Source organism: Pseudomonas sp. CGJS7, from assembly GCF_036961695.1.
In genome coordinates this window covers 1-21,401 of record NZ_JBAMDI010000111.1, presented here as the reverse complement: position 1 = coordinate 21,401, position 21,401 = coordinate 1, and the positions used below count along the sequence as shown (strand labels likewise).

General features: G+C 67.6%; 17 protein-coding genes. 7 read left to right on the top strand and 10 right to left on the bottom strand.

Annotation, left to right across the window (positions count from 1 at the left end):
* Window positions 1-169 precede the first annotated feature (169 nt).
* The gene (locus tag V7787_RS40670) at window positions 170-2,569 is read right to left on the bottom strand and encodes a penicillin acylase family protein (protein WP_336093258.1); all 2,400 of its coding nucleotides are present in this window, start codon (window positions 2,567-2,569) and stop codon (window positions 170-172) included.
* A 291-nt stretch (window positions 2,570-2,860) separates the two neighbouring features.
* Between V7787_RS40670 and V7787_RS40665 the strand changes: the two genes are divergently transcribed.
* Together V7787_RS40665 and asnB are read left to right on the top strand one after the other, a co-directional pair.
* The gene (locus V7787_RS40665) at window positions 2,861-2,992 is read left to right on the top strand and encodes a hypothetical protein (RefSeq protein WP_336093256.1); all 132 of its coding nucleotides are present in this window, start codon (window positions 2,861-2,863) and stop codon (window positions 2,990-2,992) included.
* 134 nt (window positions 2,993-3,126) lie between these two features.
* Entirely contained in the window at window positions 3,127-4,812 is a 1,686-nt protein-coding gene (gene asnB / locus V7787_RS40660; protein ID WP_336093254.1) for an asparagine synthase B, read from the top strand.
* A gap of 85 nt (window positions 4,813-4,897) precedes the next feature.
* On the opposite strand, the gene V7787_RS40655 is transcribed toward asnB, so the two are convergent.
* The 3 genes from V7787_RS40655 to V7787_RS40645 all read right to left on the bottom strand — a co-directional run bounded on the left by V7787_RS40655 (window position 4,898) and on the right by V7787_RS40645 (window position 7,980).
* Window positions 4,898-5,374 carry a hypothetical protein gene (locus tag V7787_RS40655; RefSeq protein ID WP_336093253.1) on the bottom strand — a complete coding sequence of 159 codons (477 nt, stop codon included), beginning with the start codon at window positions 5,372-5,374 and terminating at the stop codon, window positions 4,898-4,900.
* A 181-nt stretch (window positions 5,375-5,555) separates the two neighbouring features.
* Window positions 5,556-6,683 (bottom strand): polysaccharide deacetylase family protein, encoded by a 1,128-nt coding sequence (locus V7787_RS40650; RefSeq protein WP_336093252.1) that lies wholly within the window; start codon window positions 6,681-6,683, stop codon window positions 5,556-5,558.
* A 130-nt stretch (window positions 6,684-6,813) separates the two neighbouring features.
* Window positions 6,814-7,980, bottom strand: a complete 1,167-nt coding sequence (locus tag V7787_RS40645; protein WP_336093250.1) for a YfaP family protein — start codon at window positions 7,978-7,980, stop codon at window positions 6,814-6,816.
* A gap of 148 nt (window positions 7,981-8,128) precedes the next feature.
* Between V7787_RS40645 and V7787_RS40640 the strand changes: the two genes are divergently transcribed.
* On the top strand, window positions 8,129-9,949 hold the full coding sequence (locus V7787_RS40640; RefSeq protein WP_336093248.1) for a monovalent cation:proton antiporter-2 (CPA2) family protein: 1,821 nt from the start codon (window positions 8,129-8,131) through the stop codon (window positions 9,947-9,949).
* 458 nt (window positions 9,950-10,407) lie between these two features.
* Here the strand turns inward: V7787_RS40640 and V7787_RS40635 are convergent, their stop codons facing one another.
* The 3 genes from V7787_RS40635 to V7787_RS40625 all read right to left on the bottom strand — a co-directional run bounded on the left by V7787_RS40635 (window position 10,408) and on the right by V7787_RS40625 (window position 13,749).
* On the bottom strand, window positions 10,408-11,346 hold the full coding sequence (locus V7787_RS40635; RefSeq protein ID WP_336093246.1) for a hypothetical protein: 939 nt from the start codon (window positions 11,344-11,346) through the stop codon (window positions 10,408-10,410).
* Window positions 11,347-11,466: 120 nt separating this feature from the next.
* Window positions 11,467-12,084, bottom strand: a complete 618-nt coding sequence (locus V7787_RS40630; RefSeq protein ID WP_336093244.1) for a CGNR zinc finger domain-containing protein — start codon at window positions 12,082-12,084, stop codon at window positions 11,467-11,469.
* 285 nt (window positions 12,085-12,369) lie between these two features.
* Complete coding sequence (locus V7787_RS40625) at window positions 12,370-13,749, bottom strand: trypsin-like serine peptidase (RefSeq protein ID WP_336093242.1); 1,380 nt, start codon at window positions 13,747-13,749, stop codon at window positions 12,370-12,372.
* Window positions 13,750-14,293: 544 nt separating this feature from the next.
* Between V7787_RS40625 and rnr the strand changes: the two genes are divergently transcribed.
* From rnr to V7787_RS40605, 4 genes are all read left to right on the top strand, one after another.
* Window positions 14,294-16,735, top strand: a complete 2,442-nt coding sequence (gene rnr / locus V7787_RS40620) for a ribonuclease R (RefSeq protein ID WP_336093240.1) — start codon at window positions 14,294-14,296, stop codon at window positions 16,733-16,735.
* Window positions 16,736-17,007: 272 nt separating this feature from the next.
* Window positions 17,008-17,769: a 23S rRNA (guanosine(2251)-2'-O)-methyltransferase RlmB gene (rlmB, locus tag V7787_RS40615; protein ID WP_336093239.1), complete on the top strand. Its 762-nt coding sequence runs from the start codon at window positions 17,008-17,010 to the stop codon at window positions 17,767-17,769.
* Window positions 17,770-17,950: 181 nt separating this feature from the next.
* The gene (gene sugE / locus V7787_RS40610; protein WP_336093238.1) at window positions 17,951-18,265 is read left to right on the top strand and encodes a quaternary ammonium compound efflux SMR transporter SugE; all 315 of its coding nucleotides are present in this window, start codon (window positions 17,951-17,953) and stop codon (window positions 18,263-18,265) included.
* 67 nt (window positions 18,266-18,332) lie between these two features.
* Complete coding sequence (locus tag V7787_RS40605) at window positions 18,333-18,785, top strand: acetyltransferase (RefSeq protein ID WP_336093237.1); 453 nt, start codon at window positions 18,333-18,335, stop codon at window positions 18,783-18,785.
* Window position 18,786: 1 nt separating this feature from the next.
* Here V7787_RS40605 and V7787_RS40600 read toward each other — a convergent pair whose 3' ends face one another.
* From V7787_RS40600 to rnt, 3 genes are all read right to left on the bottom strand, one after another.
* A complete protein-coding gene (locus V7787_RS40600) occupies window positions 18,787-19,398 on the bottom strand; it encodes a glycoside hydrolase family 19 protein (protein ID WP_336093236.1) in 612 nt (203 codons plus the stop codon).
* A gap of 171 nt (window positions 19,399-19,569) precedes the next feature.
* Window positions 19,570-20,541 (bottom strand): hypothetical protein, encoded by a 972-nt coding sequence (locus tag V7787_RS40595; RefSeq protein ID WP_336093235.1) that lies wholly within the window; start codon window positions 20,539-20,541, stop codon window positions 19,570-19,572.
* A 56-nt stretch (window positions 20,542-20,597) separates the two neighbouring features.
* Window positions 20,598-21,230, bottom strand: coding sequence for a ribonuclease T (gene rnt, locus V7787_RS40590; RefSeq protein WP_336093234.1), 633 nt, complete (start codon window positions 21,228-21,230; stop codon window positions 20,598-20,600).
* Between the last annotated feature and the right edge of the window lie 171 nt (window positions 21,231-21,401).

Sequence of the window (21,401 nt, the reverse complement as noted above, 5' to 3'; positions counted from 1 at the left end):
TGGGGTTGAGTGCGTAGGCGCCTTGCCCCCTTTTGCAAAGGGGGCAATGGTTAGCGTCGGTGGCCTTCGCCACTGCCAGCGCCAGCGCCGCCGCCCCTGCTGTTGCCGTTCCCCCCTTTGAAAAAGGGGGCAGGGGGGATTTGCTCTTAGCCGCGCAACCCGCGACAACTCACCGCGGTGTCAACCTCAGCGTGTACTTCGCCACCCCAGGCAAAAACGGCGTAGGCCGTCCCTGCACCCAATCGTCATGCCCCGCACCCCAGAACGGCGACAGCGGATGCCCGCTCTGCCCGCCGGGCATGTGGATGATGCCGTCGGCTTCGTGACCGGGCGACACCACCATGCGTTCGGACGCGCCGAAGTTGCTGCGTTGCACGCGCGGCATCGCCGCGTCGCCGGAAAGCTGGTCTGGCGGCATGCACAACGCGGACTTGGCGAAGCCCGGCAGGGCCGAAGCGAGCGGGTGGCAGATCGCCGCGGTGTTGTGTTCGCCCCAATCGTGCTTGGCCAACTGCTTGGCCGCATCGGCGCCGGGCGCGATCTTCAGGTCCCCGAGCACGTCGGCGGCCGCGTGTTCCAGCAGGCCGTCCCAGCTGGACTCGTTGCGCGGCAGCAAATGCGCGGGACGTTGATTCAACAGCGGCCACACCACGCCTTCGAGTTGTTTGAGCTCGGGCATTTCGAAATCCGCGCCCATCGCCACCTGCGCCGGCGCGGTCAGGCCGTTGGCGATGCGGGTGAATACCGCGCGCCGCCAGTTGCGCACCATGCGGTAGCTCACCGAGTTCGGTTCGGCGCGGCCTTCCCATTGCTTGGAAGCGGTGGCCAACGCGGTCAACGCCGGGCTCTTGCCGTCCTTGGTCACGCGCGCGGACTGGTCTTGCAGCAGTTGCCACCAGCGTTGCAGGAACAGCGCGCGGTCGTCGAGCTGGATCGCCAGCAGGTCGCGTTCGCTGAACTGTTGCTTGGCGAACAGGCCGTCGCGGATCTGGCCAGCGCGCGCGCCGAGCACATAGTCGCCGTCGCCGATGCGCTCCAGGTCCAGGCCGTCGAGAATGCGGGCATTGGCCGTCCACAAGCGTCCCGACGGCGGCGCGATCAGGTTCGGCGCGTCTTCGGTCTGGATCGTCCAGGGCGCGCACGCGGCAACGCCGTCGACCTGGTTTTCGACCAGGTTCGCGGCCGAACAGCCGTCCTCGCGCTCCGGCAGCGGGCCCAGCAAGCGCCAGGCGATCTTGCCCTGGCTGTCGCCGACCACCAGGTTCTGCACCGGCATCGCGACCTTGCGCGCGACCGTCAGCGCTTGATCGACCGATTGCGCATGCAGAAAATCGGACAGTCCCATATTCAGTGCGCCGGGCAGATGCGCGCTCCAGCGCAGCGCCAGCGCGCTGCCGTCGGGGTTGTCGTGCAGCAGCGGCCCCCAGGCCGTTTCGCGCACGCTCAAGGTCTGCGCGGGGCCGTCTTTGACCGCGATGGTCTCTTGATGCACGGTCAGGCCGGGGCACTGTTGCGGCGTGGCGTTGCCGGCGCAGCCGGGTTGCCGCGACCAGTCGGCCCAATCGCCGTAGCTGTTGGTGAAGGCCCAGGCGATGTGGGTGTTGCTGCCGACCACGACCGCCGGCAGGCCGGGCAGGGTGAAGCCGCTGGCGTCGATGCGCCCGCCGGCCGCGCGCGCGTCGGCGTAGCGCAGGCGCGCGCGGAACCAGATGTTGGGCGCGCGCAGACCCAGGTGCATGTCGTCGGCGACGATCGCGCGGCGATCGGCGGTGAGGCTGCCGGCGACGGCGAAGTTGTTGCTGCCGATTTCATCCAGGAACGGCAGCGGCACCAGCTTGCCCGGCGGCGGCGTCGGCAGTTTGCGCAGGTCCACTTGTTCGGCGCTCGGCAGTTCGGCATCGCCGTGCGGCGCGCCGAACAAGGGCGCGTCCCAACTGCTGCCCAGGTGGGTCGCCAGCGCGTACAGCGGCGCCGGCAGGTGTTGGCTGATCCGCCACTGGGTGTACTCGCGCGCGTTGCTGCCGTCCTGCAGGTCGAAGTACATGGCGTAACCTACCAGGGCCGAATCGGAGACGGTCCACGGCTCGGGCTCGGCGCGCAGCAGCAGGTACGGCCACGGTTTGCGCGAAAGCCCCTGGCGGCCGGCGTTGACGCCGTCGGCGTAGGCCTGCAGCAGCGCGGCCTTGTCGGCGGTGAACGAGGCCAGTTCGGCCTGAACGCGGTGGCGCAGGCGATGTACGCGGTGTTGGCGGTCGTAATCGAGCGCGCGCGCGCCGAACAGCGCCGACAGTTCGCCGGCGGCGGTGCGCCGCAGCAGGTCCATTTCGAAATAACGTTCCTGGCCGTGGACGTAGCCCAGGGCGCGCATCGCGTCGGTTTCGTTGGCGGCCTCGACGGTGACCACGCCCAGCGCGTCGCGCTGGATCGTCGCCGGCGCGGTCAGTCCCGACAGAGCGAGTTCGCCCTCCAGGCGGGGCAGGCTGCCGCGAAGCAGCCACCAGGCGGTCGCGCCGCCGATCAAAGACAGGCAAAGCAGCGCGAGCAGGCCGCGCTTGATCCATTTGGCCATGGGTATCCTCCGCCAGCGAGCTTAGCCGAAGTCCGTGGCCGGGCTGCGAATGCGGTCAGCAGAAAGGCTGGAGGTTCTGTGAGGACATCTGACCCGGAGCTTCCGTAGTGGCCGAAGCTGCGACTCGACCTGTCCGCAACGTCCCGGGTCCGCAGACCTTGCCGGCCGCCCCGCGGGCCGGCCGGGCCCGCGCCCCTGCGCCGATGCCGATTGGCCGGACCGCGACGGCGGTCGCGTTGATCCGGGCAGACGGCGCTTGCATCCGGCGCCGTCCTCAAGCAGGATCGATCCATGACTTCCGCGTCCGCCACCGCCCCGATCCGCAGCGCCGCTTCCGCCGGCCGGCTGCGTTCGCTCGCGGCCAACGTGCGCGCCAACAACAATAATCGCAATAACGCCAGCCTCCCGCGGGCCGGCGATTAGCGCGCGCAACACACGCTCAATCGCTCAGGAAGCCCGCACTGCGAAGTGCGGGCTTCTTGCGTTTCAGGCCTCCGAATTTCCACAACCACCTCGACTCCGATCCTCAACGTTGCAACCTTCAGGAGATCCACCCGATGTGCTCGATCCTAGGCTTGTTCGACCTCCGCCCCGGCGCCGATCTGCGACCGCTCAGACCGCTGGCCCTGTCCCTGTCGGCCAAGCAACGCCACCGCGGCCCGGATTGGTCCGGCGTCAGCGTCGAGCCGCGCGCGATCCTGGTGCATGAGCGCCTGGCCATCGTCGACCCCACCGGCGGCTCGCAGCCGCTGCGTTCGTCCGACGGCGAGCTGGCCCTGGCGGTCAACGGCGAGATCTACAACCACCGCGAACTCGAACAACAGCTCACCGCGCCGTACGAATTCCAGACCAAGTCCGACTGCGAAGTGATCAACGCCCTGTACCGCGAAGGCGGCGATATCGGCGAGCTGCTCAACCGCCTCAACGGCATCTTCGCCTTCGCCCTGTGGGACGCCGCGCGCGGCCGCTACGTGATCGCGCGCGATCCGATCGGCGTGTGCCCGCTGTACTGGGGCCACGACGCCGACGGCCGCTTGTGGGTGGCCTCGGAGATGAAGGCGCTGGCGCGGTTGTGCGACGACGTCGCGCCGTTCCCGGCCGGGCATTACTTTGACAGCGAAGTCGGCGCGCCGGTGAAGTACTACCAGCGCCCGTGGCGCGAGTACGAAGCGACCCAGGGCGTGGAAGTGTCCAGGCAGGAACTGCGCGAAGCGTTCGAACGCGCGGTGCACCGGCAGATGATGAGCGACGTGCCCTACGGCGTGTTGTTGTCCGGCGGCCTGGATTCCTCGCTGGTCGCGGCCTGCGCCGCGCGTTTCGCCCGCCATCGGATCGAAGAGGACGACAAGGCCGAGGCGTGGTGGCCGCGCCTGCATTCCTTCGCCATCGGCCTGCAGGGCTCGCCCGATCTGGCCGCGGCCGAAATCGCCGCCGAAGCCTTGGGCACGGTGCATCACGGCTTCACCTACACCTTCGAAGAAGGCCTGGACGTGCTGCCGGATGTGATCGCCCACATCGAAACCTACGACGTCACCACCATCCGCGCGTCCACGCCGATGTTCCTGCTGGCGCGGCGGATCAAGGCGATGGGGGTGAAGATGGTGTTGTCGGGCGAGGGCTCGGACGAAATCTTCGGCGGCTATCTGTACTTCCACAAGGCGCCGAACGCGCGCGAGTTCCATCAGGAACTGGTGCGCAAGCTCGATGCGCTGCACAGCTTCGACTGCCTGCGCGCGAACAAGTCGATGATGGCCTGGGGCGTGGAGCCGCGGGTGCCGTTCCTGGACGTGGAATTTCTCGACGTGGCCATGCGCATGGACGCCCAGGCCAAGATGGTCGACAAGGCCGCCGGCAAGATCGAGAAGTCGATCCTGCGCGAAGCCTTCGAAGGCTATCTGCCCGATTCGATCCTGTGGCGGCAGAAGGAGCAGTTCAGCGACGGCGTCGGCTACGGCTGGATCGACGGTCTGAAACTGCACGCCGACACCCACGTCAGCGACCGCGAATTCGCCGCCGCCGCCAACCGTTTCCCGATCAACACCCCGCAGACCAAGGAAGCGTATTACTACCGCGGCATCTTCGAGCGCCTGTTCCCGGGCACCGCCTGCGCCGAGACCGTGCCGGGCGGCAAGTCGATCGCCTGTTCCTCGCCGGCGGCGATCGCCTGGGACGCGGCGTTCGCCAACGCGGCCGATCCGTCGGGTCGCGCGGTGGCGGGGGTGCATCAGGCGGCGCTGGCCTAAACCGCGGTTGCAACGAGCGAAGGCGCTGTGGTTGCGGCGCCTTCGCATCCGGGCCGGCACGCGCCGGCCCGGATGCGAATCGGCCTTACAGGCCGCAGCCGTCCCAGGTACGGCTGAATTCCTTGGTTTCGATCGCCGCGCTGCCGGGGCACTGCACGCTCACCCGCGCGGTGCCGACCAGTTTGCAACCGCTGTTCTTGAACACCACCGTGCCGACCTGTGCCGGCTCGGCCGAATAGCTGTTGTAGCCGTCGCGCGACTGGCTGTCGCTGACCCAGTTCGGATGCACGTCGCTGCGGCTGGAGACTTCGGCTTCGGCCAGATAATAGGTCGGGTTGGGGAAGGAACCCTGGGCGAAGGGATTGCGCACGACGCTGGCTTCGGTGCGCACGCCGGCGGTGGTCGCGGTTTCGCTGAAGGTGTGTTTCATCCGCGCGCTGTACTTGCCGTTGCAGACCGGCGCGTTTTGCCAGTCGCTCGGCGGCGGCGAGGCGAGGGTGGCCAACGACGCGGCGAACAGGGTCAGGCCCGATGCGAGCGCGGAGATTCGGCTGATGCGCATTGCTTTCTTCCTTGGTCAGAGTGGTGACGAGTCGATCCGGTCGGCGGGCGCGGGCCCGCACGGATCGGCGCCGCGAATGTTCGCGGCGCCGTAGCAATGACTCGGCGAATGCGCGCGGATCGGATCACCGATGTTGCGCGCCCGCTCTGGACGGCGGATTCGGATCAGCGCCGCGCAGCGGTCAGTCGCGGCCCGGATAGTCGCGGCATGGGGTCCAGGCGATCCCGGCGCCTCGGGTCTGGCGCAGCAGCGCCGGCAAGGCGACCCGCGCCTTGTCGTGAATGTCGTGGAACAGGATCGTGCCGTGCCGCCACAGCAGCATCAGGCTGAGCAATCGGCCCTGGATGTCGGCCGGGGTCATCTTGGCGTTCCAATCCTGCGAGTCGATATTCCACAGCGCCACCCGCAAGCCATGCTGGCGAAAAAACTCGCCGCTGTCGGCGCGGCGCTGCCCGTACGGCGGCCGGAACAGCGGCACGTAGCTCGCTCCGGCCTGGGCCGCGATCAGCGCGCTGCTGCGGGTCACCGAGTCCTGCCACTGCGGCCAGCGCGAATGCGACTGGTGTTCCCAGCCGTGCGAGGCCAGGCACATGCCGGCGTAGCGTTGCGCGGTGCGGCCGGCGGGACCGGCGTCGACTTGCCGTTGCAGCGATTGGCCGAGCACGAAGAAGGTCGCGTCGAGTTTGTGCTCGCGCAACGCGCTCAGCAGTTTGTCGGTGTTGCCGCCCGGCGCGGTCGGGCCGTCGTCGAAGGTCAGCAGGAACTGGCGGTCGGGCAATTCGCTGCCGTCGAGCTCTTGCGCCGAATACGTATCGATCTCGCTGCTGGTACGCGGGAACAGCGCGGCCAGGCGCAGTTGTTCGTCGAGATAAATGCGGTGGAAGCGGGCGGCGTCGGCATGCCAGGCGGCGAAGGCCGGCTCGGGCGCGGCGTCGAAGCCGGCGGCCAGCGCGCGTAGCGCGGCGGTGTCGGCGGCCGGTGCGCACATCGGCTCGCGCGCGGCGCAGGCGCGCGAGGCCAGTCGGTAGTTGTCGCCGAGCCGCCGCCACCAGCGCGCGCGGATCTTGTCGACGCTGGCGCGGTCGACCTGCTTGAGCCGCAGGCGTTGCGCCAGGGCGGCGTCGTCGAGCGCCTCGGACCGCAGCAGTTGGTGGGCGAAGGCGAGGATCTCGGCGCGCGAGGCGCGGTCGAACCCGGCCGGCGAATCGATCGGCCGCGGCCAGCTCGCGCGGTCGGCGCTGGCGACTTCGGCCGGGCCGGCGGCGTGCGCGGGCGAGAGCGTCGGCGCAAGCGCGAGCAGCGCGCACAAGGCGAGGGCGGCGCGAGACCGCGCGGCCGATCGCTTGGGCTGTCGCGAGCTAACGCCGCGACCACACATCGATTGCATGCTGTTCCTCACTCCGACCTGCCGCCACTGTGCCCGCGCATCGGCCGCCGCATCAATACGCGCTGACCCGTTCGAGCGCCTGATCGTAGGATTTGTCCGGCTTCTCGCGCTTGGCCGCCAGATAACTCGACATCGCCCGCTCGTACTGGCCGTCTTCTTCGTAGAGCTTGCCGATGTTGTAGTGGGCGCCGGCGCGGACCGTCGCGGCGTTGGCGCCCTTGGCCAGGGCGATGGCCTTGCGCGAGGCCCAGATCGCCTCGGCGGCGCGGCCGCGCTTGACATAGGCCAGGCCGAGATTGGCGTAGGCCTGGGCGTGGTTGGGGTCGAGTTCGATCGCTTGTTGATACGCGGCGATGGCGCCGATCAGATCGCCGCTGCGATACGCCGCTTCGCCGCGTTGATTGGCTTGCTCGGCGTCGTCGCTGTTTTCGCTGACTTGCGGATGGCCGCTGTCGACGCCGATGCGGGCGATTTCCGCGCCGATCTTCTCCGCCGGCGAACGGCTGGCGCCGATCCGGTTGATGTCCTGGAAGCGGCCTTCGCCGTCGACCCGCAACACCGTCCACAGATTGCCGGGCTGCTGCGGCGCGCTGTAGGTGCGCACCAGGGTCTGACCGACGTAGACGTAGACCCGCGCCTGGCTGCGCGCCAAGGCATCGGCGGCCGGGTTTTGCCGATTGGCGAAATCGTGCACGGCGTAGGTGTAGACCTCGCCGGGATGTTTGCGCAGCACGGTGATGGTTTCCGGGCCGTGGCGTTCGGTGTCGTCCAGATCCAGGCGCGCGTCTTCGCCGTTCTTGCGCTCGAAATAAACGTGCTCGCCGGGGAAGCTCAGGTGCGCGTCCAGATCGGCCCGGGCCGCGCCCCAGCTCAGCACCATGCGCAGGCCGTCCAGGCTTTGCAGCGCCGGGCTGAGCGCGTAGTTGGCGCCGTCGCAGGGGCAGTGGGCCAACAACTCGGCGTGGCCGGACTTGCGGATGCTCAGGCGCGCGTCCGGATCGCGCAACGCGGCCGGATCCAGGGCGATGCGGCCGCGCGCGTCGGTGACCGCCGTCAGCGCCGGCTGGCCCGGCCGGCGCAACTCGACCGCCGCGCCTTCGATCGGCCGGTCGGCGACGGTCGCGCTGACCACCGTCGCCTCGCCGCTGCCGGCGCGCGCGGCGCCGCACACGGCGGCCACGGACACAACGAAGGCGAGTACGGCCGCGCGCAGGCGCATGGGCGTTCCAGAAGGCAGTGGGATGCCGGCGATGATACGCAGGATTTTCGCATCGGGCGTGCCTGTCGCGGTGTGCCTGCTAGTCTGTGCGCAAGGGCGCGTCGCGGCGGGCCCGGATGGGTATGAACGCAACGACGGGAGACGCGCGATGGCCGCTGAAGCGCAAAGCAGCGAACTGATCAAGGTGGTGGTGCTGCTGGCGGCCGGGGTGGTCGCGGTGCCGATCTTCAAGCGGATCGGGCTGGGCTCGGTGCTGGGCTATCTGGCCGCGGGCCTGGCGATCGGCCCGTTCGGGTTGGGATTCTTCGCCGATCCGCAGGCGATCCTGCATGTGGCCGAGTTGGGCGTGGTGATGTTCTTGTTCATCATCGGCCTGGAGATGCGGCCCTCGCATCTGTGGAGTCTGCGCCGCGAGATCTTCGGCCTGGGCACCGCGCAGATCGCGTTGTGCTCGCTGGCCATGACCGGGGTCGGGCTGGCGTTCGGTTTTCCGCCGATGGTGGCCTTCATCGGCGCGATGGGTTTCGTGCTCACCTCCACCGCGATCGTGATGCAGATCCTCGGCGAACGCGGCGATCTGGCCTTGCCGCGCGGGCAGCGGATCGTCTCGATTCTGCTGTTCGAGGATCTGCTGATCGTGCCGCTGCTGGCGCTGGTCGCGTTCATGGCGCCGCCGGAAGCCAACCCGGGCGCGGTGGCGCATTCGCGCTGGGCCGACATCGGCATCGCCTTGGCTTCGCTGGCGACCTTGGTGGCGGCCGGGATCTGGTTGCTCAATCCCTTGTTCCGGGTGCTGGCGGCGGCCAAGGCGCGCGAGGTGATGACCGCGGCGGCGCTGCTGGTGGTGCTGGGCGCGGCGTTGCTGATGCAGATCGGCGGGCTGTCGATGGCGATGGGCGCGTTCCTGGCCGGCGTGTTGCTGTCGGAATCGACCTTCCGCCATCAGCTCGAAGCCGACGTGGAACCGTTCCGCGGCATCCTGCTGGGCTTGTTTTTCCTCAGCGTGGGCATGTCGCTGGACTTGCAGGTGGTCGCGGCGAACTGGCCGCTGATCGTCGGCGGCGTGCTGGCGCTGATGCTGGTCAAGGCGCTGTGCATCTACATCGTCGCCCGGCTGATGAAGTCCTGCCACACCGAGGCGCTGGACCGCGCGGTGCTGATGGCGCAGGGCGGTGAGTTCGCGTTCGTGCTGTTTTCGGCCGCGGCCAACGCCAAGCTGATCGACGCGGCGGTCAGCGCCAACCTCACCGCGATCGTGGTGTTGTCGATGGCGCTGACGCCGGTGGCGATCATCGCCTTGCGCAAGCTGTCGCCGAAGACGGCGTTGTCGCTGGAGGGCGTGGACGAACCCAACGGGCTCAGCGGCAGCGTGCTGCTGATCGGCTTCGGCCGTTTCGGCCAGGTGGTCAGCCAGTCGTTGCTGGCGCGGGCGGTGGAGGTGGCGATCATCGACACCGACGTGGAAATGATCGAGAGCGCGCAGACCTTCGGTTTCAAGGTGTATTACGGCGACGGCACCCGCCTGGACGTGCTGCGCGCCTCCGGCGCCGGCACCGCGCAGTTGATCGCGATCTGCATCGACGACCGCGCCGCGGCCACGTCCACCGCGCAGCTGATCCGCCACGAGTTCCCGCAGGCGCGGGTGTTGGCGCGCAGTTTCGACCGCGAGCATGCGCTGGAACTGGTGCATGCCGGGGTCGATCTGCAAGTGCGCGAGACCTTCGAGTCGGCGATGCGGTTCGGTGAAGCGGCGTTGGTGGAACTGGGCGTGTCGGCCGACGATGCGGCCGAGGTGGTCGCCGATATCCGCAAGCGCGATGCGGAGCGGTTCGAGCTGGAACTGGTCGGGGGCGTGCGCGCAGGGGTGTCGTTGCTGTACGGGAATATGCAGCAGACGCCGTTGATTCAGCCCAAGCCGCGGGCGACGCGCGAGGAGAATCCGGAGCATGCGCCTGGGGTTTCGGCCTGAAGCTCGTGGGCCTCATTGCTCCCGCGTAACCTTCCACCCCGTCATTCCGGCGAAAGCCGGAATCCATTTTGATCTTGCTTTTCTTCGCTTGTTGGCGGGAACGGAAACAGCAACAGCAACAGCCAAAGTCAAAATGGATTCCGGCTTTCGCCGGAATGACGGGGTGGGGGTGGCGCGGAGATCTTGGTTTGCTGGTGTTGCCACTGTTGCCGCTGCTGCCACTGCTGCCACTGCTGCCACTGCTGCCACTACTGCCACTACTGCCACTACTGCCACTACTGCCACTACTGCCACTGCTGCCACTGCTGCCGCCGCTGCTTCCGCTGCGGGGCGTGGACGGAAAACAACCGCGCCCTCCCATCTTTACCTCGCCACCCACACCCCGTCATTCCGGCGAAAGCCGGAATCCATTTTGACTTTGCTCTTGCCGTTACCCGCGAACCGCATAGCCAGCACAATCACCGCTCCCCGTCGCCACCAGGACACCTAGGCGGCCACCTCGTGTCCGCCCCGGCCACCAGATCGACCAGAAAAAACTCCCCCGAACGTTCGCCATCGGCCTGTGCGAACAACAACCGATCGCCGCGCGGCGACAGCAACGGCCCGACCTGGAACACGTCCGCACGCGCAGGGATACGGCCAAGTTCGCGCCACCGACCGCCCTCGCGGCGATAACGATACAAATGCGAACGATCGCCCCGATCGGTCACCGCAATCAGCTCACGCCCATCGCGCGAAATCTCGGCCTCGTACTCGTTGGCCGCGCTGCTCAACGGCGCGCCGAGATTGCGCACGCTCCAGCGCCCCTGCGCATCCTGCCGCGCGCTGTACAGATCGCCCTGGCCAAGGCCACCTTCGCGGCTGGAGCCGAAATACAACTGCCCGTCGGCGGCGACGCGCGGCAGCAACTCGGACGCTTTCGAGTTGACCGGTGCGGGCAGCCGTCGCGGCTCGCCCCAGCCGCCGTTCGGCCGGCGGTCGACGTAATAGATGTCCAGATCCTCGCCCTTCGAATCGTGCCGCGCCGAAACGAAATACAAGCGGCGACCATCGGCGGTAACGAACGGGTCCGCATCCAGCCCCGCTTTGCCGGCGGCGAACTCCGGCGGCTCGGGCGGCGACCAGCCGTTGGCTTCGCAACGCGAACGCAGGATTCGCCAGTTGGCGAACTGACGATCGCTGCGCATGAAGTACAACTCGCGGCCGTCGGGGCTGAAGCTGGGCGAGGATTCGTACTGATCGCTGGCGATATTGCGCGGCGCCCAGCGTTGCGGTTCGGACGCCTTCGGCTCCGGCCGTTGATAGGCCATCGCGCTGGCGCAGACCGCGGCCAGCATCGCCGTGGACAGCCAGTACCCGATCGGGTCGGCGTTATGGGACGGTCGTGGATCGTTCACTGAACCTCCGCGGTGGCGACAAAGGGTGCAGTCGGCGACAGCCGCGTTCGTCCGAATCCAGGCGGCGGCGAATAAGACCGGCTTGATGCGGCGACGGGCCGGTGCGGCCCGCCGCCGTTTTCATTCGCGTTGCTTTTGCTGGAAACGCCGCGCCTTGGCAACGTTTCCGCAGGTCGCCATATCGCACCAGCGGCGGCGCCCGCTCTTGGATGTGTCCAGGAACACCCAACCGCAATCGCGGCCGTCGCAGACGCGCAGCCGATCCAGGCGCGCGTCCTTGAGCAGTTCGATCGCGTAAGCGGTGAGGGTGTGCGCGATCAGGTCCAGGCCCGAGCGTTGCACGGTCCACTGCGTCTGCAAGCGCGAATCCAGCGAAACCAGACGCGCGGCGCGCGAGGCGGTCAGCCGAGCCTGATCGAGCGCGTCCAGATCCGCCTGGCTCGGTTCGCGGCCGTGGGCGAGGGCATACAGCGCGTCGCACAGCGCTTCGCGCAAGAGCTTGCAGCGCGCCAACGCGGCGGCGGCCTTGGCCGGGGCTTGCGCGGCCTGGGTTTGCAGCGCGCTCAGATCGGCTTCGGCGAACGCGCCGCTGCGCTGCGCCCAGCGCAGCAGGGCGGCGTAGTCGTCCAGCCAGTCGCGCGGCTCGGTGTCGCGCGCGGTCACGGTGTTGACCAGGTCCAACGCGGGATCGCCGCCGACCAGATCGGCGGGGCGGAAGTCGTGATGCTGCAGGCGCATGCGGCTACCTTTGAAGTCGTTTTCAAAGGTTACTGGGTTGGCGGTGTAACCTGCAATATTGGGAATAAGGGTTTCCGATGAGCGGCTATCCGGTAGAGCCGAATCAAAATGGGTTCCGGCTTTCGCCGGAATGACGGGTTGGGAGGGGGCGCGGTCGGTTCGGTTGCGCGGTTGGTCCGCGTTGACGCATCGCCCAACGAAAAAGGCCGACCGCTGCTCGCGCAGCGGCCGGCCCCTCCGAACAACATCGCGATCGCCTTGCCGGCCGATCGCGATGTCCGACGCTCAGGGATTGAAGTAGCTCGACACGCTCGAATAGATGTCGGCGAAGCGCGAGTAGTAATCCGGATCGCGCGGCGCGCTGCAGTACGAGGTGCCGCCGTACAGGCCGCCGCGCAGCTGGTAGCCGCCGCTGCTGGTCACGGTGAACAGACCCGAACCCGAGGAGCCGCCTTCGGTCACGCCGGTGTTCCACACCACCTTGTACAGCGGCGATTTGCCGTCGATCGAAGACGACAGCGAGGTCACCGAACCCAGCGAATACTTCTTGACGTCGCCGGCCGGGTGATGGATGCCTTCGATCGCGGTGCCGGTGGCGCCGATCAGCGCGCTCGACCAACCCGCATACACCGCGCCCGACGGCGGCGCGGTCTTGAGCTCCAGCAGCGCGGTGTCGCGGGTGCCGTTGGCGTGACGCAGGTAAGCGCCGCCGCTGAGGGTGGTGTAAGCCGGGTTGACGGTCGAGCCGCCGCAGCTGGTCACGTCGTAGAACCAGTAGGTCTGCAGGGTGTTGGCGACGGTTTGGGTGCTGATGCAGTGCGCGGCGGTCCAGAACAGACGCTTCTTCGGCGAATGGTTGTTGTTGAGCAAGGTGCCGGTGCACAGGTAGGTGCCGCCGCCGGTGGTGAAGGTCATGCGCGCGACCGACTTGGCCGTGGACACGAAACCCGAGGGCGGGCTGACCCGGCAGACGATGTCCTTCTCGCAGTAATCGCTGTCGCCGACCGCTTTCTGCAGCGTCTTCTCGCTGGCCGCCGGGCTGACGTCCAGATGCGAGAGCTGCGGCAGTTTCAGCGACAGCGACTTGGCGTTGACGCCCTTGGGCAGAACGATTTCGACCGTGGCGGTATCGCCGGCGAGCACCGGCGACCAGCCCAGTTCGTTGCCGGCGAAATCCGCGCCGCTTTGTTCGAACACGCGGCCGTCGTTGCCGGCGAAATGCAGCTTGACCGACTTGGCGCCGGCGCCGCGCAGCGACAACCCCGCGCGCAGCGCGACCGCGCCGGCGGAGGACACTTCAAAGCGAGCGGCTTGGCCGCCGTTGGCCAACGGCACCCAGTTCAAACTCCTTAATTCGACATTGCCGCGGGCGATGTCGCGGGCGAAGCCGATTTCCAGCGGTTCGCCGTTCTTGTCCTGGCGCACGCGGCGGTCTTTCAACGCGGACACGTCCAGGCTGGTCGGCTGGCCGAGGCTGAACAAACGCGGCGCGGCGGTCTTGGCGGTAACGGCGAAGTCGGCCGCGCCCATGGCGCCGGCGGACGGGGTCTCGGCGACCGGCGCCGAATCCATTTCGGCCGACGCGGGTTTGTGGGCGGCTGCACTCATCGAGAAGCCGGACAGGCCGGCGACAAGCGCCAGGCAAAGTGCGTTCTTGCGAATCATCGTGCGTTTCCTTGGCAGGTGTGGTGGGCGACGGGTGGCGTCGTCTGCGGCCCGCGCTGACGCCGGGCGGGCTCAACCTATGCCGCGGAAATCGGCGGTTTTGTGCGTTTATCCGGACTTCGCGGAAGCCGCCGAAGTGCAAGCGGTTGCGGGTGAAACCGTTGCGGTCAACTGTGGGTCGGATCACAGATGCGCGCGGCGGCGCGGTTGGGTAAAGGCCGAGCGGCCGTAGCCGCGTCGCGGCGACCGGCGCAAGCTCGCGCATGGATCGGCGAAATGCCTGAGTTACCGCGGTTTGCCGATGTCCGAATGGGAACGCTGCACGGACGATCCGCCGCCGCCCGCGCCGCGGCAGCGTGACCGCATCGAACCTCGAACCGACGACCGCGCGTGAGCGGCGAGTGAGTGCGCCGATCGCGGCGCCTGGGCCATGTTGCAGCGCACATCGCCGTTCCGACCGCCGCGCTTGTCCACCGCCGGTCCCGCCGACCGGCGGCGGCCGCCGCCGACGCCGTATTCATGTCGATGTGCGACCATATAGGACATGACAAAAAAGACTAAGAGCAAGAAGACCGGACCGACCGGCGGCAAAGCACCTTCCCGCAACACGCCCGGCGGCGCCGGCAAACCCCGCAAGAGCGCCGCGCCGCGCCCGGCCTGGTTGCCCGAGAACCTGCAGCACGGCCCACCCAGCAAGGGCTCGCGCAAGAAATCCGGCGACGGCCCCGCGCCCGCCCACCGCGCTCCGGCGCCTTATCACGATCCTTACGCCGACCGCGAAGCCTCGCGCTACGAGCAGCCGATCGCCAGCCGCGAGCTGATCCTGCAGACCCTGGCCGCGGCCGACGGCCCGATGACCGCCGAAAGCCTGGCCGAACGCCTCAACCTCACCGCGCCCGACCGCGCCGACGCGCTGGGCAAGCGCCTGGGCGCGATGATCCGCGACGGCCAGCTGATCCGTAACCGCAAGGGCGATTTCGCCCCGGCGGCGCAGATGGATCTGATCCCCGGGGTGGTGATCGCCAATCCCGACGGTTTCGGTTTCCTGCGCCCGGAAGCCGGCGGCGACGATCTGTTCCTGCCGCCGTTCGAAATGCGCAAGGCCATGCACGGCGACCGCGTGTTGGTCAGCGTCACCGGCGTGGACCGCCGCGGCCGCCGCGAAGGCGCGATCGTGGAAGTGCTCGAACGCCGGCTCAACCGTTTGATCGGCCGTTTCACCCTGGAGCAGGGCATCAGCTACGTGGTGCCCGACGACCGCCGCATCCAGCGCAACGTGCAGATTCCGCCGGATGCGCGGATGGACGCGCACAACGGCCAATTGGTGGTGTGCGAACTGGTCCAGGCGCCCGATCCCAAGCGCCCGCCGATCGGCCGCGTGCTGGCGGTGCTGGGCGACAAACTCACCGCCTCGCTGGCGGTGCAGGCGGCCATCCACGGCCACGAAATTCCCGATGTGTTCCCGCAAGAAACCCTGGACGAAGCCGCGGCGGTGCCGCTGAGCGTGCCCGAGTCGGTGGCGGCGCGGCGGGTGGACCTGCGCGCGATGCCGCTGGTCACCATCGACGGCGAGGACGCCAAGGACTTCGACGACGCGGTGTATTGCGAGAGCAACCGCGACGGTTTCCGGCTGGTGGTGGCGATCGCCGACGTTTCCCATTACGTCCGTCCCGGCACGCCGCTGGACGATGAAGCGCAGAAGCGCGCGACCTCGGTGTACTTCCCCGGCTTCGTCGTGCCGATGCTGCCGGAGACGCTGTCCAACGGCATTTGCTCGTTGAATCCGAAGGTCGACCGGCTGTGTTTCGTCTGCGACATGCAGATCGACCGCGAAGGGCAGGTCACCGAATCCAGGTTCTACGAAGCGGTGATGAACTCGCACGCGCGCTTGACCTACACCACGGTGTGGAACGCGGTCGGCGATGTCGGCGAAGAACTGCAGTCCGAAGCGCGCGCGCAGATCGGTTCGCTGCTGCCGAATATCCAGCGGCTGCACCAGTTGTTCCAGGTGCTGTTGAAAGCGCGGCACAAGCGCGGCGCGATCGAGTTCGAATCCAGCGAAGTGCGCTTCGTGCTGGGCAGCAACGGCGAGGTGACTCAGGCCGGGATGCTTCAGCGCAACGATGCGCACAAGCTGATCGAGGAATGCATGATCGCGGCCAACGTGGAGGCGGCCAAGTTCCTGATCGCGCAAGAGGTGCCGGCGCCGTACCGCATTCACGACCGGCCGCCGGAGCAGAAGTACGCCGATCTGCAGGAGTTCCTCAAGGAATTCAAATTGCGCATGCCGGCCTGGAATCAGGTCGAGCCGCGCGATTTCACCCAGTTGCTGAAGAAGATCCGCGAGCGTCCGGACGCGGCGCTGATCGAGTCGGTGCTGCTGCGCAGCCAGAGCCTGGCGGTGTACGCGCCGGAGAACGTCGGCCACTTCGGCCTGGCCTTGCACGCTTACGCGCACTTCACCTCGCCGATCCGGCGCTATCCGGATTTGCTGGTGCACCGCGCGATCAAGCACGCGCTCAGCGGCGCCAAGCCCAGCGCCTACGGCTACTCGCCGCGGCAGATGGCGGCGTTGGCGCTGCAATGCTCCGAACGCGAGCGTCGCGCCGATGAGGCCGAGCGTGAGGTCGATGAGCGCTACCGCGCCGCGTGGATGGAGCAGCATGTCGGCGGCGAGTTCGAGGGCACCATCAGCGGGGTGACCAGCTTTGGTTTGTTCATCGAGCTCGATGAGTCCAAGGTCAACGGTTTGGTGCATGTGACGCAGTTGCCGCACGACTATTACCACTTCGATCCGATTCGCAAGACGCTCCAGGGCGAGCGCACTGCGCGCGAGTTCCGGTTGGGCGATCGGGTGCGGATCGTGGTGCTCAAGGCCAGCGTCGAGGACCGCAAGATCGACTTCAAGCTGGTCGATGAGGAGCGCGGGGCGAAACCGTTGCCGCCGCGGGGTCAGCCGGCCAAGCGGGTCAAGCAGAAGTACTGAGCGCTTGCCCTCGTTAGAAAGCGGCCCCCCCCTTTGCCCCCTTTAGAAAAGGGGGCGGCGTCCGCGCAGCGGACGCGGGGGATTTGAGCTTTTGCTGTTGCTTCAGAGGCAAAGGCAAAAGCGAATCCCCCCCTGGCCCCCCTTTTTCAAAGGGGGGAATACGCCTCGGGGATTCGCCATCGGCGTATTTTCAGGACGCCCACGCCCCAGTGGCTTAGAATTGCCGCCCGCCGCCGCGTCCCGGCCGGCCACGACCGCCCCACGGAAAGCCCATGAGCCAGAAACAATGGATCGCCGGCATCAACGCCGTCGCCGCATCGATCGAGCACGATGCGCAAAACGTGCGCGAGGTGCTGATCGAAGCCGGCGCCAAGAACCCGCGCCTGACCGAGATCGAGACCGCCGCCCGCCGCGCCGACATCGATGTGCGCCGGGTCGCGACCAGCGCGCTGGAAGGCGTGGTCGGCAATCTGCGCCATCAGGGCGTGGTCGCGCGTTACGCCGCGGCCAAGACCTGGAACGAGAACGAGCTGGAAGGCTTGGTCGAAGCCGCCGAAGGCAAGGCCCTGATCCTGATCCTCGACGGCGTGCAAGACCCGCACAACCTCGGCGCCTGCCTGCGCAGCGCGGCCGCGGCCGGCGCGACCGCGGTGATCATCCCCAAGGACAAGTCGGTGCAGGTCAACGCGACCGTGCGCAAGACCTCGGCCGGCGCCGCCGACAGCATTCCGGTGATTCCGGTGACCAACCTGGCCCGGGCGATGCGCGATCTGCAACAGCTCGGCGTGTGGATCTACGGCCTAGCCGGCGAAGCCGAGGCGTCGTTGTATTCGATCGACCTCAAGGGCAACGTCGCCCTGGTCCTGGGCGGCGAAGCCGACGGCCTGCGCCGCCTGACCCGCGAAAACTGCGATCAGTTGGTCAAGATTCCGATGCCCGGCGGCAACGCCGCCGGCGGTGTCGAGAGCCTGAACGTGTCGGTCGCCTCGGGCGTGACTTTGTTCGAAGCCGTGCGCCAACGCGGCGCGGCTTGATCGGTAACGCCGGCCGGACCGGCATCGAGCGGGTCCGGACCGTTCGCCGCCGCGGTCGCGGGGTTACATCCCGGTCATAGACCGGCATCGGCCGCGTGAGAGACTACGTTTCACGAGGCGGGGACGACCCCGCTGCTTCAATCTCATCCGGGGACGGCCCCATCTCAAACGGGAGTCAGTCATGCCCTGGGTTTTGCTCGTACTCGCCGGCCTGTTCGAAGTGGGCTGGGCGATCGGTCTGAAATACACCGAAGGTTTCACCAAACTCTGGCCGTCGGTCGGCACCATCGCCGCGATGATCGTCAGCCTGGGCCTGCTGGGCCTGGCGATGAAGACGTTGCCGGTCGGCACCGCGTACGCGATCTGGGTCGGCGTCGGCGCGATCGGTACGGTCATTCTCGGCATCGTGCTGTTCAATGAGCCCGCCAACGCACTGCGCATCGTCAGCGTGCTGCTGATCGTCGCCGGCCTGGTCGGTCTGAAGCTGGCGGCCTGAGCCGTCGCAAGCGGCGCGATCGCGTATCGCGCCGCTTCCTCGCTGTTTCGCCGTCATGGATCGATGCATGAGCATTCGCGCCCGCACTCCCGCCGACAACCCCTTGCTGTTGGACGTGTGGCTGCGCTCGGTCCGCGCGACCCACGATTTCCTCAGCGAAAACGACATCGCCGAACTGCTGCCGCAGGTGCGCGACGTCTACCTCGACGCGGTCGAGATCTGGGTCTACGACGGCCCCGACCAACGCCCGGCCGGTTTCATCGGCCTGTCCGATACGCAAGTGGAGATGCTGTTCCTGGACCCGCGCTGGCGCGGGCAGGGCATCGGCACGCGCCTGCTCGATCACGCGCGCGCGCTGCGCGGCGCGTTGACCGTCGACGTCAACGAACACAACCCGCAAGCGCACGGCTTCTACCGCCATTACGGTTTCGTCGACGTCGGCCGTTCGCCGCTCGACGGCCAGGGCCGGCCGTTTCCGCTGATCCACATGGCCCTGGGCGAAACCGTGCCGGCGGCTTGAGTCACTCCAGGGCGTTGGCCAACAATTCGTCGAAACGCCGGGCGATGTCGGCGATGGTCTGCGCCTTGTCCTGACCGTTGATGATCCGCCGCGCTTCTTCGTAGTTGGGCAACTGCCCGGGCTTGAAGTACTGATCGAGTTTCTTGCCGGTGAACCAGCCCTTCTTCATGCCTTCCATCGCGATCGCATACGCGACCTCGGGCTTCTTGGCGTCGTCGGGTTTGTTCAGCAGATCGATGCCGAGAATCTTGCCGGCGCGCTCGTAATTGGCGCGGCCGGTCAGCTGCACATAACCGCGGCCGTGGAAGCGCGCGCCGTCGCCGGGCTTGGTGTTGCCGAGCATCTTGCCCACGCGCGTGTCCGGACCGTACAGGCGGTTGAAGCGCGCGTCGTCGCCGAATTCGTCGATCGGCCGCAGCGTGTGCGCGGTTTCCCATTTGAACGTCGCCAGGCAGTAGGCGATCTGATTGCGATGCGAAGGATTGAGAGTGAAGCTCGCGTCCTGCTCGATCCGGCCGATCAAGAACCGCACCGCTTGCGCCAGCGCGTCGTTGAGCGGGCCGAAACGGCGGCGGTAGCCGTCGAGAAATTGCTCGTCGTCGAAAGCGAACATCCTGTCCTCCGGTCCATGGCAATGGCCGCGCGGGCAATCGTGCGGTGAAGAAAGTCGGCGATACGGCGCGCTGCCGGTCGATGTTGGATTCAACGCACCGGCTTCGCGCGGCAGGCCAAGGCCAGAGGTTGCAGCGGTGAAACAGCCCGAGCGTGCCCGCTGCGGCAGCGACTATTGGAGTTCGTAGCGTTCGGCTACCAGCAGCGCCGCGGAATCGTATTGCCACGGCGCGGTCTTGCGATCGCGGTCCGGGATCGGTGAGGCGGCCAACTGCTCGCCCAAGCGCGAGAGCGTGTTCAGGTCGAGGTGTCGCCGCAGCGAAGCGAGCAAGGCGACTATCTGAGGTTTGGGAAAGAAAGCGAACTGCGCCGCGTCGCGATCCAGACGGCGCGAGGGGACGCTCCCGTCCAGCAACCAATCCCGATTCCAACCGATATCCAGATACGGCGAGTTGTCCATGCTCTCGGGTTGCTCGCCGTCGAACACCAGGACGGCGGCGCCGGCGAGCCAGACTACGAAGGCGCATCGCCAATCGGGATCCTCGATGGCCAATACCGATTGCAGCCAATCCTCGATCGCGTCGCTATCCAAATAGCGCAGCACCAGACAGCAGGCGGCCGAGAACGCGCCGTCGGCGCCGATCCCGTGGATACGGCTTCCTAGCTGGCGCAGCAGGCCGTCGCTGCCTCCGGCTTGTCCGTTGTGCCAGCACGATGGGGCCATCAGTCTGCGGCCCAAGCTGTCCAGCAGATCGCGACGGAAACCCGGTTCCCGTCCCGGCAAGGCCGGGTCCAGACAATGCACGAAGACAGCGCTGACCAGCATTTCGTAGAAATCGACGTCGTCGCTACGTTCGAGCACGCGCGGCAACAGAAAGTCGAACCATCTGCTCCATTCGGCGCGATGGCCGAAAGATCGCGGTCCCGAGGTCAGCGCATCGAGCGCGTTCTCCAGTTCGCTACTCGGCCAGGCCTGCGGGTCGGGGTGCATCAATCCGGCGTACATCTGCCGGTCCTCGCCCATGAACCACGCTTCGCCCATCGGCTGCTTGGGTTGCGGTGCGCGCGCGCGCAAGCGGCGCAGGGCATCGGGGTCCGGTCCTTGCCCGGGAATCCACAGATAAGGGTGTTGCGCGATGGGCATTCGACGGTCCTTGTGGGGCCCTCATGCGATCGACGGCGCGATCCGGTATGCGCAAATCAGCCCCGCGGCCACGCATTGACGATCTTGCAAAACAACTGCGCCGTGCGCTCGGTGTCGTACACCGCCGAATGCGCTTCCTGCGGGTTCCATTGCATCCCGGCAGCCTGGATCGCGCGGGCCAGCACGGTCTGGCCGTAGGCGACGCCGGCCAGGGTCACCGTGTCGAACACGCTGAAAGGATGGAACGGGTTGCGCTTGTGGCCGCTGCGGGCGACCGCGGCGTTGAGGAAATTGAGGTCGAAATGGGCGTTGTGGCCGACCAGGATCGCGCGCTGGCAGCCGTGCCGCTTGACCGCGTCGCGCACCGGCGCGAACACCGCTTCCAGCGCCTGGCGCTCGGGCTTGGCGTCGCGGAACGGGTGGTCGATGTCGATGCCGGTGACTTCCAGCGACTTGGGATCGATCAACATTCCGGCGGCCGGCACGACGTGAGCGCTGGCGACTTCGCCGGGCACCAGCAGGCCGTCGGCGTCCAGTTCCAGCGGTTGCACCGCGATTTCCAGCAGCGCGTGTTTGTTCCAGTCGAAGCCGCCGGTTTCCACGTCCACCACCACCGGCAAATAGCCGCGGAAGCGGCTGGCGAGGGTGGCGGGCGCGGTCGCGGACGGATTGGGGCCTGATTCGATCATCGAGAAAGCCTAGCAGGTTGTCGCTGAGGCTTGGCTCGGGAGCGTCGGCGCGGGCGCTGTCGCGCCGCGCCGATGGCACCGCCGCGGCTGCGTTTGCGAGCGTTTTGCGTGCGCGGCGCCGCCGTCGCGTCTCGCTCGCGGTTCAGGCCGTTGCCGGGTCGACTAGCGCGC

Bases quoted from the DNA above. Each gene is read 5' to 3' on its own strand.
- V7787_RS40670 (WP_336093258.1), bottom strand. From the start codon at position 2,569: ATGGCCAAATGGATCAAGCGCGGCCTGCTCGCGCTGCTTTGCCTGTCT.
- V7787_RS40665 (WP_336093256.1), top strand. From the start codon at position 2,861: ATGACTTCCGCGTCCGCCACCGCCCCGATCCGCAGCGCCGCTTCCGCC.
- asnB (WP_336093254.1), top strand. From the start codon at position 3,127: ATGTGCTCGATCCTAGGCTTGTTCGACCTCCGCCCCGGCGCCGATCTG.
- V7787_RS40655 (WP_336093253.1), bottom strand. From the start codon at position 5,374: ATGCGCATCAGCCGAATCTCCGCGCTCGCATCGGGCCTGACCCTGTTC.
- V7787_RS40645 (WP_336093250.1), bottom strand. From the start codon at position 7,980: ATGCGCCTGCGCGCGGCCGTACTCGCCTTCGTTGTGTCCGTGGCCGCC.
- V7787_RS40640 (WP_336093248.1), top strand. From the start codon at position 8,129: ATGGCCGCTGAAGCGCAAAGCAGCGAACTGATCAAGGTGGTGGTGCTG.
- V7787_RS40630 (WP_336093244.1), bottom strand. From the start codon at position 12,084: ATGCGCCTGCAGCATCACGACTTCCGCCCCGCCGATCTGGTCGGCGGC.
- V7787_RS40625 (WP_336093242.1), bottom strand. From the start codon at position 13,749: ATGATTCGCAAGAACGCACTTTGCCTGGCGCTTGTCGCCGGCCTGTCC.
- rnr (WP_336093240.1), top strand. From the start codon at position 14,294: ATGACAAAAAAGACTAAGAGCAAGAAGACCGGACCGACCGGCGGCAAA.
- rlmB (WP_336093239.1), top strand. From the start codon at position 17,008: ATGAGCCAGAAACAATGGATCGCCGGCATCAACGCCGTCGCCGCATCG.
- sugE (WP_336093238.1), top strand. From the start codon at position 17,951: ATGCCCTGGGTTTTGCTCGTACTCGCCGGCCTGTTCGAAGTGGGCTGG.
- V7787_RS40605 (WP_336093237.1), top strand. From the start codon at position 18,333: ATGAGCATTCGCGCCCGCACTCCCGCCGACAACCCCTTGCTGTTGGAC.
- V7787_RS40600 (WP_336093236.1), bottom strand. From the start codon at position 19,398: ATGTTCGCTTTCGACGACGAGCAATTTCTCGACGGCTACCGCCGCCGT.
- V7787_RS40595 (WP_336093235.1), bottom strand. From the start codon at position 20,541: ATGCCCATCGCGCAACACCCTTATCTGTGGATTCCCGGGCAAGGACCG.
- rnt (WP_336093234.1), bottom strand. From the start codon at position 21,230: ATGATCGAATCAGGCCCCAATCCGTCCGCGACCGCGCCCGCCACCCTC.